Annotated in this window: 18 protein-coding genes and 1 pseudogene; 13 read left to right on the top strand and 6 right to left on the bottom strand. The window is 69.1% G+C overall.

Features of this window, described 5'->3' with window-relative positions:
- A pseudogene (locus HCC78_RS23865) lies at positions 1-545 on the bottom strand (hypothetical protein); the annotation flags it as partial.
- Positions 546-665: 120 nt separating this feature from the next.
- Here HCC78_RS23865 and dusA point away from each other — a divergent pair.
- Positions 666-1,673 (top strand): tRNA dihydrouridine(20/20a) synthase DusA, encoded by a 1,008-nt coding sequence (dusA, locus tag HCC78_RS23860; RefSeq protein WP_172331288.1) that lies wholly within the window; start codon positions 666-668, stop codon positions 1,671-1,673.
- Positions 1,674-1,677: 4 nt separating this feature from the next.
- On the opposite strand, the gene HCC78_RS23855 is transcribed toward dusA, so the two are convergent.
- Genes HCC78_RS23855 through ccmI form a run of 3 tightly spaced genes read right to left on the bottom strand, consistent with a single transcriptional unit; the run spans position 1,678 to position 3,597 of the window.
- Positions 1,678-1,896 carry a DUF1289 domain-containing protein gene (locus HCC78_RS23855; RefSeq protein ID WP_172331287.1) on the bottom strand — a complete coding sequence of 73 codons (219 nt, stop codon included), beginning with the start codon at positions 1,894-1,896 and terminating at the stop codon, positions 1,678-1,680.
- The gene (ruvX, locus tag HCC78_RS23850) at positions 1,889-2,371 is read right to left on the bottom strand and encodes a Holliday junction resolvase RuvX (RefSeq protein ID WP_172331286.1); all 483 of its coding nucleotides are present in this window, start codon (positions 2,369-2,371) and stop codon (positions 1,889-1,891) included. Before ruvX ends, HCC78_RS23855 begins: the two co-directional genes overlap by 8 nt.
- Positions 2,368-3,597: a c-type cytochrome biogenesis protein CcmI gene (ccmI, locus tag HCC78_RS23845; protein ID WP_172331285.1), complete on the bottom strand. Its 1,230-nt coding sequence runs from the start codon at positions 3,595-3,597 to the stop codon at positions 2,368-2,370. Before ccmI ends, ruvX begins: the two co-directional genes overlap by 4 nt.
- 513 nt (positions 3,598-4,110) lie before the next feature.
- On the opposite strand from ccmI, the gene HCC78_RS23840 reads away from it, so the two are divergent.
- The 8 genes from HCC78_RS23840 (at position 4,111) to HCC78_RS23805 (ending at position 11,345) form a co-directional block, all read left to right on the top strand.
- Entirely contained in the window at positions 4,111-4,266 is a 156-nt protein-coding gene (locus HCC78_RS23840; protein ID WP_172331284.1) for a hypothetical protein, read from the top strand.
- 80 nt (positions 4,267-4,346) lie between these two features.
- Positions 4,347-7,178: an FAD-dependent oxidoreductase gene (locus HCC78_RS23835; protein ID WP_172331283.1), complete on the top strand. Its 2,832-nt coding sequence runs from the start codon at positions 4,347-4,349 to the stop codon at positions 7,176-7,178.
- Positions 7,171-7,716, top strand: coding sequence for a sarcosine oxidase subunit gamma (locus HCC78_RS23830; RefSeq protein WP_172331282.1), 546 nt, complete (start codon positions 7,171-7,173; stop codon positions 7,714-7,716). Before HCC78_RS23835 ends, HCC78_RS23830 begins: the two co-directional genes overlap by 8 nt.
- Positions 7,717-7,951: 235 nt before the next feature.
- On the top strand, positions 7,952-8,554 hold the full coding sequence (locus HCC78_RS23825; protein ID WP_172331281.1) for a superoxide dismutase: 603 nt from the start codon (positions 7,952-7,954) through the stop codon (positions 8,552-8,554).
- 220 nt (positions 8,555-8,774) lie between these two features.
- The gene (locus tag HCC78_RS23820; RefSeq protein ID WP_172331280.1) at positions 8,775-9,398 is read left to right on the top strand and encodes a hypothetical protein; all 624 of its coding nucleotides are present in this window, start codon (positions 8,775-8,777) and stop codon (positions 9,396-9,398) included.
- On the top strand, positions 9,395-9,754 hold the full coding sequence (locus HCC78_RS23815; RefSeq protein ID WP_172331279.1) for a hypothetical protein: 360 nt from the start codon (positions 9,395-9,397) through the stop codon (positions 9,752-9,754). The genes HCC78_RS23820 and HCC78_RS23815 overlap by 4 nt, the downstream gene beginning before the upstream one ends.
- Entirely contained in the window at positions 9,742-10,041 is a 300-nt protein-coding gene (locus HCC78_RS23810) for a hypothetical protein (protein ID WP_172331278.1), read from the top strand. The genes HCC78_RS23815 and HCC78_RS23810 overlap by 13 nt, the downstream gene beginning before the upstream one ends.
- A gap of 173 nt (positions 10,042-10,214) precedes the next feature.
- On the top strand, positions 10,215-11,345 hold the full coding sequence (locus HCC78_RS23805; RefSeq protein WP_172331277.1) for a sulfotransferase: 1,131 nt from the start codon (positions 10,215-10,217) through the stop codon (positions 11,343-11,345).
- A 64-nt stretch (positions 11,346-11,409) separates the two neighbouring features.
- On the opposite strand, the gene xth is transcribed toward HCC78_RS23805, so the two are convergent.
- Positions 11,410-12,207 carry an exodeoxyribonuclease III gene (xth, locus tag HCC78_RS23800; RefSeq protein ID WP_172331276.1) on the bottom strand — a complete coding sequence of 266 codons (798 nt, stop codon included), beginning with the start codon at positions 12,205-12,207 and terminating at the stop codon, positions 11,410-11,412.
- 144 nt (positions 12,208-12,351) lie between these two features.
- Between xth and HCC78_RS23795 the strand changes: the two genes are divergently transcribed.
- Positions 12,352-13,440 carry a sulfotransferase gene (locus HCC78_RS23795; RefSeq protein WP_172331275.1) on the top strand — a complete coding sequence of 363 codons (1,089 nt, stop codon included), beginning with the start codon at positions 12,352-12,354 and terminating at the stop codon, positions 13,438-13,440.
- Positions 13,441-13,470: 30 nt separating this feature from the next.
- On the opposite strand, the gene HCC78_RS23790 is transcribed toward HCC78_RS23795, so the two are convergent.
- The gene (locus HCC78_RS23790) at positions 13,471-13,797 is read right to left on the bottom strand and encodes an iron-sulfur cluster assembly accessory protein (protein ID WP_172331292.1); all 327 of its coding nucleotides are present in this window, start codon (positions 13,795-13,797) and stop codon (positions 13,471-13,473) included.
- Positions 13,798-13,882: 85 nt separating this feature from the next.
- Between HCC78_RS23790 and HCC78_RS23785 the strand changes: the two genes are divergently transcribed.
- From HCC78_RS23785 to HCC78_RS23775, 3 genes are all read left to right on the top strand, one after another.
- Positions 13,883-15,034, top strand: coding sequence for a deoxyguanosinetriphosphate triphosphohydrolase (locus HCC78_RS23785; RefSeq protein ID WP_172331274.1), 1,152 nt, complete (start codon positions 13,883-13,885; stop codon positions 15,032-15,034).
- A gap of 512 nt (positions 15,035-15,546) precedes the next feature.
- Positions 15,547-17,292 carry an arginine--tRNA ligase gene (gene argS / locus HCC78_RS23780; protein ID WP_172331273.1) on the top strand — a complete coding sequence of 582 codons (1,746 nt, stop codon included), beginning with the start codon at positions 15,547-15,549 and terminating at the stop codon, positions 17,290-17,292.
- An 88-nt stretch (positions 17,293-17,380) separates the two neighbouring features.
- Positions 17,381-18,226: an SPOR domain-containing protein gene (locus tag HCC78_RS23775; protein ID WP_172331272.1), complete on the top strand. Its 846-nt coding sequence runs from the start codon at positions 17,381-17,383 to the stop codon at positions 18,224-18,226.
- Positions 18,227-18,228: the final 2 nt, after the last annotated feature.

Here is an 18,228-nt window from a genome sequence, read left to right as displayed (position 1 = left end):
CCGCCACTCGAGCATCGGATATCGCACGCCGGAGCAGGCAAGGATCGACATGGCCGCCAAGATGGCCGCATAGTGAATATCGGCCCAGTCCGGGATCCGGGGGCAAGCTCAGGTTCCGCAACAGCCGCAACAGCGGATAGGTGGGATAGGTAGTTGCAGACGGTCGTGGCGCTCCTGCCTGCCAGCAGCCCGCGTGCCCAGTCCACGATGTCGTCGCTGCGGATTTCGTCGCAGCGCATCCTGGCAATGTCGTGCATCTCGATCGCTCTCAGCACCTGGGCCTTCGTCTTTCCAATTCGCTCCCGGTGATCCTTCACATAGGCTTGGATCGCCTCTTCAAGCGTCGCGCCGGAGCCGCGTGCCGCCTTCAGCCCGCCCGGGGCCCGGAGCTCCTTCTCGCGACGCTTCATCCATGCAGATGCAGTCATCCTCCGGTCGAAGCTGCGGCTCTCCTGGTGCAGAGTCTCGCCGCGTTCCTTGATGACGATCTGCGCGCGGAATGAGGTCGTGCCATCCTTGCGCTCGCGCTCTATAATGGTGCCCATGCCGGTAGTCCTCGAGAGCATTTTGGTAGTCCCGAGGACTATCGGTCGAAAAGTGAAGTTGGGCAACGTTGAAATATAATGGAAAATTCTGACGCAGCGGAGCGTGAACACAGCGAGAACATGGAGCATAAGTTGCTGATTAAAAAGGCTTCTCGACTTTCCGTGGCGCCGATGATGGACTGGACCGACCGGCATTGCCGGATGCTGCACCGGCAGCTGTCGAAGGAAACGCTGCTCTACACCGAAATGGTGACCGCGCCCGCGCTGGTCCGCGGCGGCGCGCTGCACCTGCTGGACCATGCCGCGGAGGAGCGTCCACTGGCGCTGCAGCTCGGCGGGTCGGAGCCGGAGGAGCTGGCCGAGGCCGCGGCGCTCGGCTGGCAGGCGGGCTATTGCGAGATCAACCTCAATGTCGGCTGCCCTTCGGACAAGGTGCAGTCGGGCTGCTTCGGCGCGGTGCTGATGAAGGATCCTGATCTGGTCGCCCGCTGCACTGCCGCCATGATCTCGGCGAGCCCAGCCGAGGTGACCGTCAAATGCCGCATCGGCGTCGACGAGGACGATCCGGCCGATGTGCTGCCGCGCTTCCTCGAGACGGTCGCCGCCTCGGGCATCCGCCGCTTCGCCGTGCATGCGCGCAAGGCCTGGCTCAAGGGGCTCAGTCCCAAGGAAAACAGGGACATTCCGCCGCTCGACTACCCGCTCGTCGTGGCGATGAAGCGCCGCTACCCGGAGCTGCACATCTCGGTCAATGGCGGCATCGCCTCGCTGGAGCAGGCGGAGGCGTTCCTGGCCGAGGGGCTGGACGGGGTGATGATCGGCCGCGCGGCCTATCATGAACCTGCCGCCATCCTTGCGGCGGCCGACCGGCGGATCTACGGGGCCGCGGGGCCCGACAGCTCGGCCGAGGACGCGGCACGCGCAATGATCCCCTATATCGCCGCGCATGTGGATGCGGGCGGACGGGCGCATTCGGTGACGCGCCACATGCTGGGGCTGTTTGCGGGACGTCCGGGCGCGCGGGCCTGGCGGCGGCATCTGTCGACCGCTGCGGCGCGTCCCGGCGCGGGGGCCGAGATCGTGGAAGAGGCGCTGGCGCTCATTCCCGGCGCGCTGGCGGCGGAATAGCGGCTCAGCCTTGTTCCGGGCCGGAGCGCTGCCTGCGGCGGCGGCGCTGGGGCACCCGTCCGGCGCGGGACGGCAGCTCCGCCATCACCGCCTCGCGCTCTGCGTCGCTGTAGAATTTCCAGCGGGAAATTTCCTCGACGCTGCGCAGGCAGCCGATGCAGAGCCGCGCCTCGTGATGCACGGTGCAGACCCCGGTGCAGGGGGATTTGATGCCGTCAGCCATCGAAGCCTCCCTTGATGTGGCGCAGCCGGTCGAGCGCGCCCTGCAGGATGAAGCCGGCCGCGACATGGTCGATCACTTCGGCCCGGCGCCGCCGCGAGGTATCGGCCTCCAGCAGCGCGCGCTCGGCGGCCACGGTCGACAGCCGCTCGTCCCAGAACCCCATCGGCAGGTCGGTCAGCTGCGCGAGGTTCCGCGCGAAGGCGCGGGTCGACTGGGCGCGCGGGCCCTCGGTCCCGTCCATGTTCTTCGGCAGGCCGAGAACGATGCCCTTCACGTCGCGCGCGCGGATGATCTTCAGCAGCGCCTCGGCATCCAGCGTGAACTTCTTCCGCTTGACGGTCTCGATCGGGCTGGCGACGCCGCGCATCGTGTCCGAGACCGCGACGCCGATCGTCTTGGTGCCCAGATCCAGGCCGGCCAGTGCGCCGAAGGGCGGCAGGGCGGCGGCGAATTCGGAGAGGTCGTCGGTGATCACAGGTCCAGCCCCGCTTGCTTGCCCGCCGCCTCGACCGTTGCCAGGCCCTGCGGGTCGGCGGCGAAGACCGTGCGTGCCTCGTCGAAGATCGCCTGTGCCCGCTCGGCTTCGCCCAGCACGCCGAGCGCGCCGATCAGGCGGGCCCATTCCTCCGGGCTGCCGCCCTGCGAGGCCAGCCGCTCGGCAAGGCCTTCGACCATGTTGCGGATCATTGCCTGGCGGTCGCCGGCGGCCATCTCCTGTGCGGCGGCGACATCGCCGGCCGACGGGCCGGGCAGGCCTGCCGCCGGCGCCTCGGGCGGCAGGGAATAGCGCACGCCGGCCCGCATCGCGGCCTCCTCGATCTGGGCGCGGATCGCGGGGACCCAGGGCGCGTCGGGACGGCTCTGCTCCAGCAGCTGCCGCCAGAGTCCGAAGGCAAGGTCGGGGCGTCCGGTCTGGTTGTACATCACCGCCATGTAGTAGCGCGCCAGCGGGTTGGCGCGGTCTCGTGCCAGTGCCTCGTCCAGCGCATCCTCGGCTTCGGGGCTGACATAGCCGCCCGCCGCCAGGATGTAGAGCTCCGCCAGCTCGGCCCAGCCATCGGCCGGGGCGTCGTCGCCGGTCAGTTCCAGCAGCTTGCGCTGCGCCGCATAGGCGGCCCTGAAGTTCCCCAGATTGGCCTCGTTCTGCGCCAGCAGCTGGTAGCCGCGCGGATCCTCGCCGCGCTCGGCCACGGTCCGGCGCAGCCGCTCGACCAGCGCCAGGTATTCCGGGTCGGCCGCGGGCGCGGCTTGCTGCGGCAGCTCGGCCTCGGCCTTCGCCTGGTCCGGCCGCGTCTCGCGCAGCGTTTCGGACATGGCGATCCTTTCCTTCAGCGGCAGGTCGCCGTAGCCCGGGGCGCCGAGCCGCCAGTAGAGCGCGAGCGAACCGCCGACCAGCGCGAGAAGGCCGAGCCCGGCCGCGGCATAGGTTGCTGCCTTGGGGGCAGCCCCGGCCTTGGCGCCCTTGCGGCTGCGGTCGGCTTCGAGGATGCGGCGGGAAATCTCCAAGCGCGTGCGCTCGGCGGTTTCCGGCGAAATCACGCCGCGCTCGAGATCGCGCTCCACGTCGCCCAGCTGTTCGCGGTAGACCGCAATGTCGAAATCTGCGGCGGCGCGGGCGGCGCCGCTCTGGCGGGCCAGGGCGTAGACCAGTGGGACGACCACGATCAGCGCCAGCAGGAGGGAAAGGATCCAGAAGCTCATGTGCCTCACATAAGCGCTTCCTCATCCGTGCAAAACCCGGATTCGCCCCGGCAGGCGGTCAATTCCCCGGAAGTCGCAATTCCCTGCGCGTCCCGGCAGCGGGGCGTCCGCGCTTTCCTGTGGTCCGGATGGGCGAATCCCGGCAAGACTGGGGCGGCAGCCACCCGCCGATCGGCGGGCGGCTGCATCTCGGGACAGCCGGCCGGGCGGCGGAAACCCGGGGAGGTCCTTTTGCGATGGCCGGGCGGAAATGGATCGCCAGCCATCGGGCCCGTTTGGTTCGTCATGTCGCGGTCGCGTGAAGTTCTGGCCGCAAGCTGCTGAAACTGAAGGGAAGGGGGCGCGATTGCCTCGCCGGGACGCGGTTGCGGGAAATGCCTTGGGACGAACGGTCGGCATGCCGGTTGCGGCATGCAACCGCCGACGCACAGAGGGGGCCGTTCACGCGGCCGGGAACTTCCGGACATGTCCGCGGGTTGGTTGCCCCGGAGAAACGGAAACGGAGCAGTCCCCATGGAACGCAAGTCCCCCAATGCCACCCTTACCTTCATTCTCGGCGTGTGCGTCGCCGCCTTGGTCGGCGTGGTTGCCTATGTGTACACGGGCGGGGATTTCGGCGGCGAGAACGAGGCGGAGATCCAGATCGACCTGCCCGGCGACAACGGCTGACCTCTATGTCCCTAGGGCGGTCGCATGATGCAACCGCCGGCCCGTGACGGTCTGCGGACCAGATGCGCGGGGGGCGGCGCGTGAGCTGCCGCCTGCCCGAAGGCGGACGCCGGATCGACCGGAGCCGCCGCCTGGACTTCACCTTCGACGGCCGCGCCCTGAAAGGGTTCGAAGGCGACACGCTTGCCTCGGCGCTGATCGGCAGCGGCATGGCCGCGATCGGACGGTCATCCCGGGACGGCGCGGCGCGCGGCGTCCTCGGAACAGGCCGGGGCGAAGCGGAGATCGGCCTGTCGGTGGCCGGGGCGGATGGCCTGGCTCTGCCGGGCGCGTCGCTGGCCATGCCCCTGCAGCAGGGGATGGGCGTGACCGGGCCGGATGCCGGCCGCCCGGACCTTGTCCGCGCCCTGTCATTCCTCTTTGGCAGCAGTTCCGCGGGCGGCAGGCGCGATGACGGTACGGTGCCTGTCCGCCCCAAATCGTCCTTGGCGGACGGCGTACCTTCCGAAATCCTCCATTATTTCGCCGATATCCTGGTGGTTGGCGGCGGGATTGCCGGCCTGCAGGCGGCAGTTGCCGCGGGCGCGGCCGGGGCGAAGGTCCTGCTTCTCGAACGCGCGCCGCGGTTCGGCGGGCGGGCTCCGGCGGATGGGGTGCGGCTGGACGGGGTGCCGGCAGGCGACTGGATCGCCACGGCCTGCGCGCAGTTGGAACGGATGGCGAATGTGCGGCTCCGCCCGGGATGCGAGGCCGTGCGCATCGGTGCCCAGGGTCTGGTCTTCGCGCAGGAAACCGCCGCGGGCGACGGGGGGGATTGCCGCCGCCTCTGGAAGATCGGCGCCCGGCAGGTGATCCTCGCCACCGGCGGGACGGAACTCCCGCTCTGCTTTCCCGGAAATGGCGTGCCGGGGGTCATGCTAGCCTCGGCGGTGCGCGATCTGCTGTTCAATCACGCTGTGACGCCTGGCCGCCGCGTTGCGGTTTCGCTTTGCAATGACGGCGGATACCGCACCGCGCTGGCGTTGCATCGGGCGGGCGTGGCAGTGGCCTGCATCGCCGATCTCCGCGGGGAGGCGCAGGGCCCGCTTGCCGCGGAGGCGGCAGCGGCAGGGCTTCGTGTTGCGCCGGGCATGGCGATCACCGGCATACGCGGCAGGCGCCGGGTGAAGGCGGCCCGCATCGGCGCGGCGGATGGCGACGGCAAGGATGGCAGCTGGATTGCCTGCGATGCGGTGGCAGTGTCGGGCGGCTGGGCGCCGGAGGCGGAGCTGTTGCTGCAAGCGGGCGGGACGCTCTGGTGGGACGAGAGCCGCGCTATGTTCCGCCCCGATCCCGAGGCGCTGCCCGCGGCGGCGGACGGCACGGTCTGGCTCCGCCCGGCAGGCCAGGCTGCCGGGCATGCGGGGTCCGCCGAGGTGCTGCGGGACGCGGCACTGGCCGCCGCCGGCGCCGTGGCCGCGCTGGGTCTCGTCCTGCCGGACCGGATCGCACTGCCAGCTGCGCCGGAGGAGGAGGAAGGCCCGGCCGAGGGGCGCTGGCTGCTGCCATCCGGGGCGTCTCCGGCCCTGCTGCGCTCCGCGATCTTCGATTTTGGCCGGGACCTGTCCGTTGCCGACCTGCCGACGCTCGGCCGCGGTCCCTGCCGTGCCTCGGGGATCGGCGGTGCGGAACTCGATGCCGAGGCGCTGGCCCGCGGCGTGCCGCTGATCCGCAGCCGGACCGGTCTGGCAGACTGGGCGGAAGCGCTGCTCCCGGACGATGCGCTGCCCGCCCGGCCCGTGCTGCGGACGCCGCTGCACGGCTGGCACGCGGCCCATGGCGCAGCCTGGGAAGAGGCGGGGCCGTGGCTTCGCCCGGAGAGCTTTCCGCGCGGCGCCGATTCCGGGCGCGCGGCGCTGCTGCGCGAGGCCGGGGCGGCGCGGCAGGGCGCGGCGCTGGCCGATGTGTCGCCCGTGGGCAAGCTGCTGGTCGCCGGGCCGGATGCGGGCCGCTTCCTCGACATGGCCTATGCCGGATCGCTGGGGACCCTGCCGCCCGGTTTCTGCCGCTATGCTTTGGCCTGCGGCGAAAATGGCGCGGTTCTGTCCGGCGGCATGGTGGCGCGGATCGACGAGCAGACCTGGCTCTGCCATGCCTCGCCCGCCACTTCGGCGCGCTTCGAGGCGCATCTGCGCAGGCTGCTTGAGCAGCGCTGGCCCGGCTGGCAGGTCTTCGCCGCCGATATCGTCGGACAGTTCGCGCAGATCGCGCTGGCAGGTCCCGGGTCCCGCGCAGTGCTGGCCGAGCTTGCCGGAGAGATCGAGCTGTCGGACGCCGCGCTGCCGGTCATGCACTGGCGCGACCGGCAGCTCTGCGGCATCCCGGTCCGGCTGTTCCGCTACGCGCTGGCGGGCGGGCTGGGCTACGAGATCGCGGTGGCGCCGTCACGCGCGCCGGAGCTATGGCACATGCTCGCCGCGGCGGGAGCCGTCCCCTGCGGGACCGCGGCGCTGCGGGCGCTGCGCATCGGCCGGGGCTTTGCCGGGATCGGCCGCGCGGCCGCCCTGGGCGCGGCGCCCCAGGATCTGGGGCTGGGCCGGGCGGTGTCGCCGCGCAAGGCGGATTATATCGGCAAGGCCGCGCATGGGCTGCCGGCGATGGCCGATCCCTCACGGCCGCAGCTGGCGGGGCTGCTGACGCCGGACGGCGCGGTCCTGCCCGAGGGGTCGGTGGCGGCTGCGGACGGGGCGCGGGTGATGGCCAGCTGCTGGTCGCCGGTCCGCGGCCGCGGCATCGCTCTGGGGCTGGTGCCGGGCGGCGCGCGGCGCAGCGGCGAGCTTCTGGACTTCGACGCGCCGGACGGGCGGGTGCTGCAGGCAAGGATCACGGGGCCGGTCTTCCATGCGGCGGAGGAGGCGCGGGCAGATGGCTGAGCGGGTGCTTGACGGGCGCTGGATGGCCGGGCTGGTGCGGATCTCCGAGGCGCCGCCCGCAGGGATGATCGCGCTCCATGCCGTCCAGGACGAGGCGCTGGCGGCAGCGCTGGAGCGGCTGGGACTGCGCCTGCCGGAGCCGGGCGGGATCTTCGGCGGTCCCTCGGGCGAGACCGGCTGGATGGGGCCGCGGGAACTCCTGGTGGTCTGCCAGCCGCCGCGGGCGGCCGTCCTGCTGCCGGCGCTGAAGGCGGAGCTGGCCGGGCGCCCGTCGCTCGCGGCCGATGTCTCGGAGGCACACGTCGGGCTGAGGCTCGACGGCGTGCGGGCAGGCGAGGTGCTGGCCAAGCTGGTGCCGCTGGAGCTGCTCGACGGCACGCCGCCGCCCGGCAGCTTCGTGCAGTCGCGGCTGGGGCCGCATGCCGCGGCGCTGCGCTTCGACGCCCAGGGAGCGACGGTGTACTGCGGGCGTCCCGCTGCGGCGCATGCCTTCGAGCTGCTCGCGGCGGCGGCGCGGGCGGGCGGCGAGATCGGCTGACCGGCGCATGGCAGGTTGCTCTGTGACAATCTGAAGCCGCGGCCCGCACGCGGCCATTCCCGTCCGGAACGGCCGGATTGCCCCGCCTCGAGGCGCAAAACGCGCGCAAAGCGGGAAAGTTCCGCGCCGCACGGCATGTCAGGGAAAAACCCGTGCCAGCGCCCCGCCGGGGTTGACGTGCTCCTGCAGGAGGCCTCTATACAGGGCACGACCAATAACCTGTGAGGGGTCCAAAATGGCTTTCGAACTTCCCGACCTTCCGTACGCCCATGATGCGCTTGCCGATCTGGGCATGTCCAAGGAAACCCTCGAGTTTCACCACGACATCCACCACAAGGCCTATGTCGACAACGGCAACAAGCTGATTGCCGGGACCGAGTGGGAAGGCAAGTCGCTGGAAGACATCATCGCCGGCACCTACCAGGCCGGTGCGGTCGCCCAGAACGGCATCTTCAACAACGCCTCGCAGCACTGGAACCACGTCCAGTTCTGGGAAATGATGGGCCCGGGCAAGGCAGCGATGCCGGGCGAGCTGGAGAAGGCGATCACCGAGTCCTTCGGCTCGGTCGACAAGTTCAAGGAAGACTTCGCCGCCGCAGGCGCGGGCCAGTTCGGCTCGGGCTGGTGCTGGCTGGTGAAGGACACCGACGGCGGCCTGAAGGTCACCAAGACCGAGAACGGCGTGAACCCGCTCTGCTTCGGCCAGACCGCGCTGCTGGGTTGCGACGTGTGGGAACACTCCTACTACATCGACTTCCGCAACAAGCGTCCGGCCTACCTGACCAACTTCCTCGACAACCTGGTCAACTGGGAAAACGTGGCGTCGCGCCTGGGCTGAGCCCCGCACCAGCTGCAAGAGACTGAGGCCCGTCCCCGAAATGGGGGCGGGCTTTCCTGTTGCCGGGAGCAGGCTGCATACGTTCTCGACGGCTTCCCCCTCGCCGGACCTTCGGAACGGACCGGGATGCAGCCTGCCATGGCCACCGGCGGTAGACCGGAACGCCATGCATCTGTTATCCTGAATTCGACGTTCCGGGAGGCGGGAGGCGGCGGAAATCATGCAGCGAAGGGTCGTCTTGGGTGGTCTTGGCGCGTCTCTGGTCGCCGGGCCCGCGGGGGCACAGGCCATAACCTGCGCCCGCTTCGCGATCGCGGCGATCGTTCCGCAGACGGGACCCTATGCTTCGGTGGGCGCGGATGTCGTCCGCGGCATCCAGAGCGCTGCCGGGAATGGCAGCTGCAACATCTCGATCCTTGTCTATGACGCGGGCTTCGGCCCCAGCCAGGTGATGGCGGCGAAACGGGCCGCCGAGCTGGACGGAGCCCGGCTGGTGGTCGGGCTGTTCGGGCCGATCGCGATCCCTCTCGTTTCGGAAAATGCGCCAGGCGCCCTGATCGCAGATTTGAAGGCACCGGCTTTTGGCGGGTTCAGCCTGCCGCAGAATGCAATTGCCCTGCCATACCAGTATTTCCTGCCGGTCGGCGGGGCCTCGAACGGTACAGCGGTCGCCGATCAGTCCCGGGCGATCACATTGTCGGTAACCGAGGCGGTTGCGCGCCTGGGCGAGGCAGCTACGCCATATGACATCATTGCGGCGATGCGGGACAGCATGATCGAGAGCCCTGCCGGGCTGCTGCAACTCAATCCCGAAACCCGGACATTCGGGCGGATGATGGAATGACCGGCCCCACAGGCCCGCATCCGGGCATCGACCACGACCTGACCGGCAAGCTCCTTTCAACGGGGACCACCTTGCTGGGGCTGATGTTTCCGGTTCTGGTCGCCACGATCGGGCTTCTCCGGGCGCCGACGCTGCTGTCCATCGACGAGCCCGGGCTTGTCCGGATCGCAGCCTATGTTTCGGGCGCGCTGGCGCTCTGCATGCTTCAATTGATGGCCTGTCTCGCCGCGCTGTCCGGCAGGGGACGCACCGGACGGCTGCCGCTTTGGCTCACGGTTATCCTGATTTTCTACGTGAGCCTCGGCACGGTGATTTGGGCTCTCGCCGAAATGGGGGTTCCGAAATGGCTCTTCTGAGACCGGAAGAAGTTGCCGAACTCCGCACCTATCAGCGGATGAAGGACTATCTCGATGACAATGGCGGCCGCTATTCGCAGAGGGCGCGCAGCTATTGGTCGGATGCAGCCGACTCGGACATTCAGGAGCCGCCGAAGATCGCCGCGATCCTCATGGTCGACCTGATGATCCTGGACGAGCAGCTGCGCGGCATCATCACGAAGCTCTACGGGAATGACCGGCTGGTCGTTCTGGACAGGTTTCGCTTTGTCGCGATGTATTTCGTGGATCTTGCGCAGCTTCGCTAGGCGGCGGCCTATCCGGGACTGCAGGGACCCGCGCCCGTCCGGTCCGAGACCGGAGTGTCCGGCAGCCGCCGCGAAAGGTGGGCTTTCCCGGGCTTTTCCGAAGGTGCCGGACTATCCCATTGCCTTTGCTGCATGCTAGGCTCGGGTCGGGAGACTGGCGGGGAAAGCGATTGATGAGAAAGCTCTTGTTCTGTGCGGGGATGCCGCGCTGCGGGACGACCTGGCTGAATTCGCAGCTGATTGCGCATCCCGGCATTCCGCGGGTCCCGCGGAAGGAAATCCATTACTTCATGCGCCAGTACGGCAGCGTCGACCGGCTGACCGAGGCGGCGCGCCAGACCCAGTTCCGCAATTTCGTCAACGCCGCCTCGATCGTCGAGCCGTCCGACCAGCGCGGCGTGGCAGAACGCGTGCCGATGGCCGGGCTCGCGGCCGGTCCCGCCGATGCCGAAGGCTACTGGGCGCCGGGCGGGCCCTGTGCCGTGCGCTACGACCGGCTGACCGACGACCTGGCCTGGTATCTCCGCTACCTGCAGGGGCCGGTCTGCGATGCCTGGTACCGGCGGCTGTTCCAGGACGTGGAAGACGGCGCCTGGGCACTGGATTTCAGCACCACCAACGGGCTGGTCGTGCCCGAGGGGTTCCAGGCGATGGCGCGCTTCGCGCCGGACGCGCGCGCCGTGCTGGTGCTGCGCAACCCGCTGGACCGGCTCTGGTCGCATCTCCGCCTGCAGCTGCGGCTGTCGCGCCGAGAGAAGGATCTGGACACGATGACGCCGATGCAGGCGGCCAGCTACATCCGGCAGCAGCACCTGATGGGCTCCAGTCTCTACGCGCCGGTGGTCGAGGGGGTGATGCGCGCCTTCGCCCCGGAGAAGCGGCTGATCCTCAGCTTCGACCGGATCGAAGCCGATCCGGCCGGCGTGGTGGGCGAGGTTCTGGAATTCCTGGGGCTCGACTACCCGGCCGGGATGCGCCGCGGGGTGCAGCAGCGCGCCGAGGCGCGGACGCCCGGCCGCGGCCGGGCGCTCGATGCCAAGCTGCTGTCGGCGATGGTGCCCAGCTTCCGGATGGATCTGGAGAAGGTCGCCGCGATGGGGCTGTCGATGGCCGGGCCCTGGCTGAAGGACCTCGACCGGCATGCCCCCGCGCTGCATCCATTCCCGGCCGCGCCCTACATGCATGTGCCGCTGGCGCTCGATGCCGGGGAAGGGCCGGAGGGCGCGGCCGAGGAGACCGTCGCCGCCGAGGACCCGGCCGCCGCCGCCCGCGTGGCCGCGCCGGGCCGCGACCCGGCCGCCTAGCCGCCAGGCGCCCGGCGCATTGTCGGAACGGTGCCGCCGGGCGGGGCGCCCGGCAGGGATGTCCTCAGGCGGCGAGCTCGATCCAGACCGGCACGTGGTCCGATGGCTTGACCCGGCCGCGGATCGCGCGGTCGATCTGGGCGTCCTCCAGCAGGTCGGCCGCCTGCGGGCTGAGCAGCAGGTGGTCGATGCGGATGCCGTTGTCGCGGTCCCAGGCCCCGGCCTGGTAGTCCCAGAAGGTGAAGTCGCGCAGCCTTTCGGCCGGCGGGCGGTGCGGATGCACGGCGCGCAGGGCATCGGTCAGCCCCAGCGCCAGAAGCCGCCGCCACGCCTTGCGCGTCTCGGGCAGGAACAGCGCGTCGTCGATCCAGGCCTGGGGTTTCGCGGCATCCTCGGGCTGCGGGATGATGTTGTAGTCGCCGGCGAAGAGCACCGGCTCCTCCAGCGCGAGCAGCTCCTTCACCCGTGCCTCCATGCGCTCCAGCCAGGCGAGCTTGTAGTCGTATTTCGGCCCCGGCGCAGGATTGCCGTTGGGCAGGTAGAGCCCGCAGATCCGCACCGCGCGCTCGCCGGCCACCGTCGCCTCGATCCAGCGCGCCTGCTCGTCGCTCTCGTCGCCGGGCAGGCCGCGCACCACGTCCTCCAGCGGCAGCTTCGACAGGATGGCCACCCCGTTGAAGCTTTTCTGCCCGTGGGTCTCGATCGCGTAGCCGCGCTCCTCGAAGGGCTCGTGCGGGACGCCCTCGTCGACGGATTTCAGCTCCTGCAGCACCGCGACGTCGGGCTTGGCCTCGTCGAGCCAGTCGAGCAGCGCCGGCAGCCGCGCCTTGATCCCGTTGATGTTGAAAGTGGCGATCTTCATCGGTGCTGTCCTCTTGCGGCCTCGGCTGCAGGTCGTCCGAGCCGCCCCCCCGTGTCAAGGCGTCCCTGCGTCGGCGCAGTTCTGGCAGCTCCCCGCGCGATCGGCTAGGTTTTGCGGAAACAACCGGAGCGGGCGGAGAAGAGCGTGAAGAAGTTTCTGTATTGTCTGGGGGTTAGCAAGGGCGGAACGACCTGGCTGCATTCGGCGCTGGTGCGCAACCCGGGGATCGGGCGGGTGCCGCGCAAGGAAATCCACTATTTCCTCCGGCAATATGGCGGCATCGACCGTCTGACCGACCAGTCGCGGCTGGCGACTTTCGCGGTGCATGTGCGCCGCGCCAGCTTCGTGCCCTTCGATTCCGAGCTCGGCCGCTCCGAGGTGACCGATCCCGGCGCCTATGGCAGCCCCTGGGACGCGCAGATGGCCGAGAACTGGCAGCCCGGCGGCGTCAGCATGAAGCGCTACCGCGGCTTCCTCAACAGCATGGAATGGTACAAGGGCTATCTGCGCGGGCCGGTCAACGACGACTGGTACCGGGGGCTGTTCGCCGGCGTGCCCGAGGACAAGTGGGCGCTGGATTTCAGCACGACCAACTTCCTCGCCCGCGCCGAGGGCTTCGCCGACATGGCGGGCATCGCGGAGGACGCCCGCGCGCTGATCCTGCTGCGCGATCCGATCGACCGGCTGTGGTCGCACATGAAGTTCCATGCCGAACTGACCCGAGACATCCACCGCTTCCATGTCTGGAGCACCGAGGCGCTGCGCGATTTCGCCCGCCATCACATGCTGGTGGACAGCAGCTTCTACGGTGCCGCGATCGAGAACATGATGGCCTCCTTCGGCCCCGAGAAATCGCTGGTGCTGAATTTCGAGGACATTGCCGCCCGCCCGGCCGGGCTGTTCGACGACGTGCAGGGCTTCCTCGGGCTCGACCCGGTCAAGCTGCCCCGTCGCGGCGACGAGGAGCGGGAGCAGCGGGTGATCAACGCGTCGGTGAAGATGGAGATGCCGCGCGGGCTCTTCGCCCATCTGGCCGGCGAGTTCGAGCGCGACCTGGAGCGGGTGGCGAAATGCGGCGTCAGCTTCGTCGAGCCCTGGATCGCCAATGCCCAGGCCCATCAGAAGCAGAAGCCCGCGCCGGAATTCTGGGGCATGATGCCGCTGGCCAAGCGCGCGGTGAATTACGTCGCCGAGGACCGCCGCCGCCGCAAGGAAATCCAGGGCAAGCGCTGACGGGCCGCGCCGCGGCCCGCCGGGCCGGGATCACATCGAGAAGCTGGTGCCGCAGCCGCAGGAGGAGGCGGCATTCGGGTTCTCGATGACGAATCGGGCGCCGATCAGCTCTTCGGAGAAGTCGATCACGGCATTCGACAGGAAGGGCAGGGAGACCTCGTCGACCACGACCTTCTGGCCCTGGCCTTCGAGCACGAGGTCGCCGTCGCCGGGTTCGTCGAGCGTGATTTCGTACTGGAAGCCGGAGCAGCCGCCGCCTTCGACCGCGACGCGCAGCGCCTTCTGGCCGGTGGAGGAAGCATTGATCTCGGCGATGCGCTGGAAGGCGCGCTCGGTCACTTTCGGGGGCAGGGTCAGATCCATGGGGGCGCTCTCCGCTCTTGGAAGCTCAGGTCAGGCAATATAAGTGTTGGTCAGGCCACAGACAAGAAAGCAGCACGCCATGTGCCAGCCCTATGCGAGCGACCCGGAGCGGCTGCGCGGACGCCTCCACCCCGAAGAGGAGAGCGGATTCCGTTCTCCCTACCAGCGCGACCGGGACCGGATCATCCACTGCAACGCCTTCCGTCGGCTGAAGCACAAGACCCAGGTCTTCGTCGAGCACGAAGGCGACTACTACCGCACCCGGCTGACGCATTCCATCGAAGTTGCGCAGGTGGCACGGACAATCGCGCGGGCGCTGGGGCTGAACAGCGACCTGACCGAGGCGGTGGCGCTGGCGCACGATCTCGGCCACACGCCTTTCGGGCATACCGGCGAAGACGCGCTTCACGACTGCATGAAGCCCTGGGGCGGCTTCGACCACAATGCCCAGGCGATCCGCATCGTCACGCGGCTGGAGACCCAATATGCCGCGTTCGACGGGCTGAACCTGACCTGGGAATGCCTCGAAGGCATCGCCAAGCACAACGGTCCGGTGCTGGGCGCCGTGCCCGCCGCGCTGGCGACCTACAATGCCCAGCATGACCTGGAGCTGGAGACCCATGCCAGCGCCGAGGCGCAGGTGGCGGCGCTGTCCGACGACATTGCCTATACCAACCACGACCTGCTGGACGGGCTGCGTGCCGGGCTGTTCGCCGAGGACGACCTGATGGCGCTGCCGATCCTCGGGCCCGCCTTCGCCGAGGTCGACCGGCTCTATCCGGGTGCGGAAGAAATCCGGCGGCGCCACGAGGCGCTGCGGCGGGTCTTCGGCGTGATGGTCTCGGACGTGATCGGCACCAGCCGGGGCCTGCTGGAGGCGCTGGCCCCTGCTTCGGTGGAGGACATCAGAGCGGCCGGCGCGCCGGTGGTCCAGTTCTCCGCCCGGATGTGGAGTGACCTTAAGCAAATCCGCGCCTTCCTGTTCGAGCGGATGTACCGCGCGCCCTCGGTGATGAAGAAGCGCGAGGAGGCGGAGCAGGTGATTCGCGAACTCTTCCCGCTCTACATGGACCATCCCGAGCTGCTGCCCGAACGCTGGCACGCGCAGGCCCTGGTCGCGCAGGAGGGCCGCCTGGCCCGCATGGTGGCCGATTACGTCGCCGGAATGACCGACCGCTACGCGCTCCAGGCCCACCGCCAGCATTGCGCCGAGACGCTCAGATACCTCTAGGATTTGCTGCTGCCTCGCTTTGCGGTGGCTCCGGCATCTCCGCGACGGCCCGTGCTTTCGGCATCCTTCCCCGGCTTGGGTCCCGGTTGCTGTCTGCTTCGGCACACCGGCCAAGTGCATCGTGGCCGCGGGAGTGTTCTTCCCGGGCCGATGCAGGCTCTTCCGCCCGCTCGGCAATTTTCCGTCCAGGCCGACGGTTGCGGCGCTGGCCGGGGCGGGCGCGGCGGTGGCGAAGGCAGGGGCATGCCGGGAAGCGGTTCGGGTTCGCCATGACCGAATTGATCCTGCGCTGCGCCATCCCGCTGCCACCATCGCTGCCCGCAACGGAATGGCCGTGTCCAGCGCGCGGTGCTGCCGAGGGCCCCAGCCGCCGCCAGCGGGCGCCGCTGGCCTTCCATGCGGTGCCGGGCGCGTGACGCGGCGGCGGCCGGGCAAAATGCCCGGCTTTCAATGGCAGGCCGTTGACGCCCCGGCTGCGGATGCTACACCGCGCCGAGGCAAAGGTGGACGCTATGAACCTGTTTTCCGAAGTGAAGGACCTGGTCCTGACCCAGCTCGACGCTCTGGTGGCGGAGGGCAAGCTGCCCGAAGGGCTCGACACCAAGAACGTGACGGTGGAACCGCCGCGCGACGCTTCGCATGGCGACATGGCCACCAATGCCGCGATGGTGCTGGCGAAGCCGGCCAAGATGAAGCCGCGCGACATCGCCGAGGCTCTGGCCGAAAAGCTGCTCTCGGACCCGCGCGTGGCCGAGGCCGATGTCGCCGGCCCGGGCTTCCTCAACCTGACGCTGACCGCCGCCACCTGGCAGGCCGAAGTTGCGCAGATTCTCACCCACGGACCGGCCTACGGGCGCTCCGACCTGGGGGCGGGGAAGAAGATCAACGTCGAATATGTCTCGGCGAATCCGACTGGACCGATGCATGTCGGCCACACCCGCGGCGCGGTTTTCGGCGACGCATTGGCCTCGCTTCTCGACTATGCGGGCTACGCGGTCACGCGCGAATACTACATCAATGACGGCGGCGGTCAGGTCGACACGCTCGCCCGCTCGGTCTACCTGCGCTATCTCGAAGCCCACGGCCAGGAGGTCAGCTTCCCGGACGGCACCTATCCCGGCGACTACCTGATCGAGGTCGGCGAGAAGCTCAAGGACAAGGTCGGCGAGGACTATCTGGACCAGCCCGAAGAGGTCTGGCTCGAGTCCGTGCGCGAATTCGCCACCGAGGAAATGATGGCGCTGATCCGCGAGGATCTCGCCGCGCTCGGCGTGCGGATGGACAATTTCTATTCCGAGAAGTCGCTCTACGGCACCGGCCAGATCGAGAAGGCGCTGGCCGACCTGAAGGCCAAGGGGCTGATCTACCAGGGCGTGCTGGAGCCGCCGAAGGGCAAGACCCCCGAGGACTGGGAGCCGCGCGAGCAGACGCTGTTCAAGTCGACGGCGCATGGCGACGATGTCGACCGTCCGGTGATGAAGTCGGACGGCGCCTGGACCTATTTCGCCCCCGATATCGCCTATCATTACGACAAGGTTTCAAGGGGTTACGACGCGCTGATCGACGTGTTCGGCGCCGATCACGGCGGCTATGTCAAGCGGATGAAGGCGGCCGTGGCCGCGCTTTCGGGCGGGAAAGTGCCGCTCGACATCAAGCTGATCCAGCTGGTCAAGCTGTTCAAGGACGGCGCCGAATTCAAGATGTCGAAGCGGGCGGGCACCTTCGTGACGCTGCGCGACGTGGTCGACCAGGTCGGCCCCGACGTCACCCGGTTCGTGATGCTGACCCGCAAGAACGACGCGCCGCTCGACTTCGATTTCGACAAGGTGCTGGAGCAGTCGAAGGACAACCCGGTCTTCTACGTGCAGTACGCCTATGCCCGGATGTCCTCGGTCCTGCGCAAGGCGGAGGCGCAGGGGGTCGACATCTCCGATGCGGCGATCTCGAAGACCGACCTGTCGCATCTGTCCGATCCGGCCGAGCTGAAGGTCGCCAAGAAGCTGGCGGAATGGCCGCGCCTCGTCGAGATCGCGGCGCGCGGGAACGAGCCGCACCGCATCGCCTTCTACCTCTACGAACTCGCCAGCGAGTTCCATGCGCTGTGGAACCGGGGCAACGACCAGACCGACCTGCGCTTCGTGCAGGACGGCGATCCCCAAGCCACCGCTGCGAAAATTGCGCTCCCCCGTGCGGTCGGCGTTGTGATTTCGTCGGGTCTTGGTATTCTTGGCGTGACCCCGCTGGAGGAAATGCGCTGATCTAAACGGCGACCCCGGCGGCGGGCATTGAGGCAGAACCGCAGACAAGAGGACGGGCCGGTCAACAGGTCCGCCGCATGGGGCATAGATGGCAAACCCGGAATTCACCGAGGACTTCACGGACGACGTATCCTCCGAGGCCGTCGTCTCTTCCTTCATGGGCTGGCTCGGCGCCGGCTGCTCGCTGGCGCTGGTCGTCGGCGTCGGCTGGTGGGGCTATGACCTCGCCATGCGCGAGACCCATGGCATCCCCGTCATCGCCGCGCTGGAAGGCCCGGCCCGGATCGCCCCTGAATCGCCCGGCGGTTTCGAGGCCGCGCACCAGGGCATGTCGGTGACCGAGCTGTCGTCGGCGGCCGATGTCGTGGCGCCCGAGGAAATCACCCTGGCGCCCGAGCCGGTGAGGCTGGAAAGCACCGACCAGCCGGTGGCCGAGATCGCCCCGGTCGCCAAGGCGCGCACGCTGCGCGACGCGGTCAACGAGGCGCTGCAGGATGCCGGAGTTCTGCCGAGCGCGGCAGAGGCCTCCACCGCGCCCATCGCAACGCCGATCCCGACGATCATGAATTCCGCGCCGCGCCCTTCGCCGCGTCCCGACCTGGGCGTGGTCAGCCGTGCCTCCTACACCGCCCCGGCGCCCGAGCCGCAGCGCGCGCTCGATCTCGATCCCGCGCTGATCGCCATCGGGACCCGGCTGGTCCAGCTCGGCGCCTATGACAGCGAGGCGACCGCCGAATCCGAATGGAACCGCCTCAGCGGCCGCTTCTCGGGCTATTTCGAGGGCAAGCAGCGGGTGATCGAGCGGACCGAGCGCAGCGGCAAGGTCTTCTACCGCCTGCGCGTCCACGGCTTCGACGATCTCGCCGACAGCCGCCGCTTCTGCGCCTCGCTCGAGGCCGGCGGCGCCGACTGCATTCCGGTGCAGGTCCGCTGATC

The sequence above is a fragment of the Mangrovicoccus sp. HB161399 genome, from assembly GCF_013184745.1.
Lineage (GTDB): Bacteria > Pseudomonadota > Alphaproteobacteria > Rhodobacterales > Rhodobacteraceae > Mangrovicoccus.
Note: the sequence above shows the minus strand (reverse complement) of the source record. Positions and strands in the feature narration are given on the sequence as shown.

What these genes read in the sequence shown, in the direction of transcription:
- dusA (WP_172331288.1), top strand. Translation starts at nt 666, where the DNA reads ATGGAGCATAAGTTGCTGATTAAAAAGGCTTCTCGACTTTCCGTGGCG.
- HCC78_RS23855 (WP_172331287.1), bottom strand. Translation starts at nt 1,896, where the DNA reads ATGGCTGACGGCATCAAATCCCCCTGCACCGGGGTCTGCACCGTGCAT.
- ccmI (WP_172331285.1), bottom strand. Translation starts at nt 3,597, where the DNA reads ATGAGCTTCTGGATCCTTTCCCTCCTGCTGGCGCTGATCGTGGTCGTC.
- HCC78_RS23840 (WP_172331284.1), top strand. Translation starts at nt 4,111, where the DNA reads ATGGAACGCAAGTCCCCCAATGCCACCCTTACCTTCATTCTCGGCGTG.
- HCC78_RS23830 (WP_172331282.1), top strand. Translation starts at nt 7,171, where the DNA reads ATGGCTGAGCGGGTGCTTGACGGGCGCTGGATGGCCGGGCTGGTGCGG.
- HCC78_RS23825 (WP_172331281.1), top strand. Translation starts at nt 7,952, where the DNA reads ATGGCTTTCGAACTTCCCGACCTTCCGTACGCCCATGATGCGCTTGCC.
- HCC78_RS23820 (WP_172331280.1), top strand. Translation starts at nt 8,775, where the DNA reads ATGCAGCGAAGGGTCGTCTTGGGTGGTCTTGGCGCGTCTCTGGTCGCC.
- HCC78_RS23815 (WP_172331279.1), top strand. Translation starts at nt 9,395, where the DNA reads ATGACCGGCCCCACAGGCCCGCATCCGGGCATCGACCACGACCTGACC.
- HCC78_RS23810 (WP_172331278.1), top strand. Translation starts at nt 9,742, where the DNA reads ATGGCTCTTCTGAGACCGGAAGAAGTTGCCGAACTCCGCACCTATCAG.
- HCC78_RS23805 (WP_172331277.1), top strand. Translation starts at nt 10,215, where the DNA reads ATGAGAAAGCTCTTGTTCTGTGCGGGGATGCCGCGCTGCGGGACGACC.
- xth (WP_172331276.1), bottom strand. Translation starts at nt 12,207, where the DNA reads ATGAAGATCGCCACTTTCAACATCAACGGGATCAAGGCGCGGCTGCCG.
- HCC78_RS23785 (WP_172331274.1), top strand. Translation starts at nt 13,883, where the DNA reads ATGTGCCAGCCCTATGCGAGCGACCCGGAGCGGCTGCGCGGACGCCTC.
- argS (WP_172331273.1), top strand. Translation starts at nt 15,547, where the DNA reads ATGAACCTGTTTTCCGAAGTGAAGGACCTGGTCCTGACCCAGCTCGAC.
- HCC78_RS23775 (WP_172331272.1), top strand. Translation starts at nt 17,381, where the DNA reads ATGGCAAACCCGGAATTCACCGAGGACTTCACGGACGACGTATCCTCC.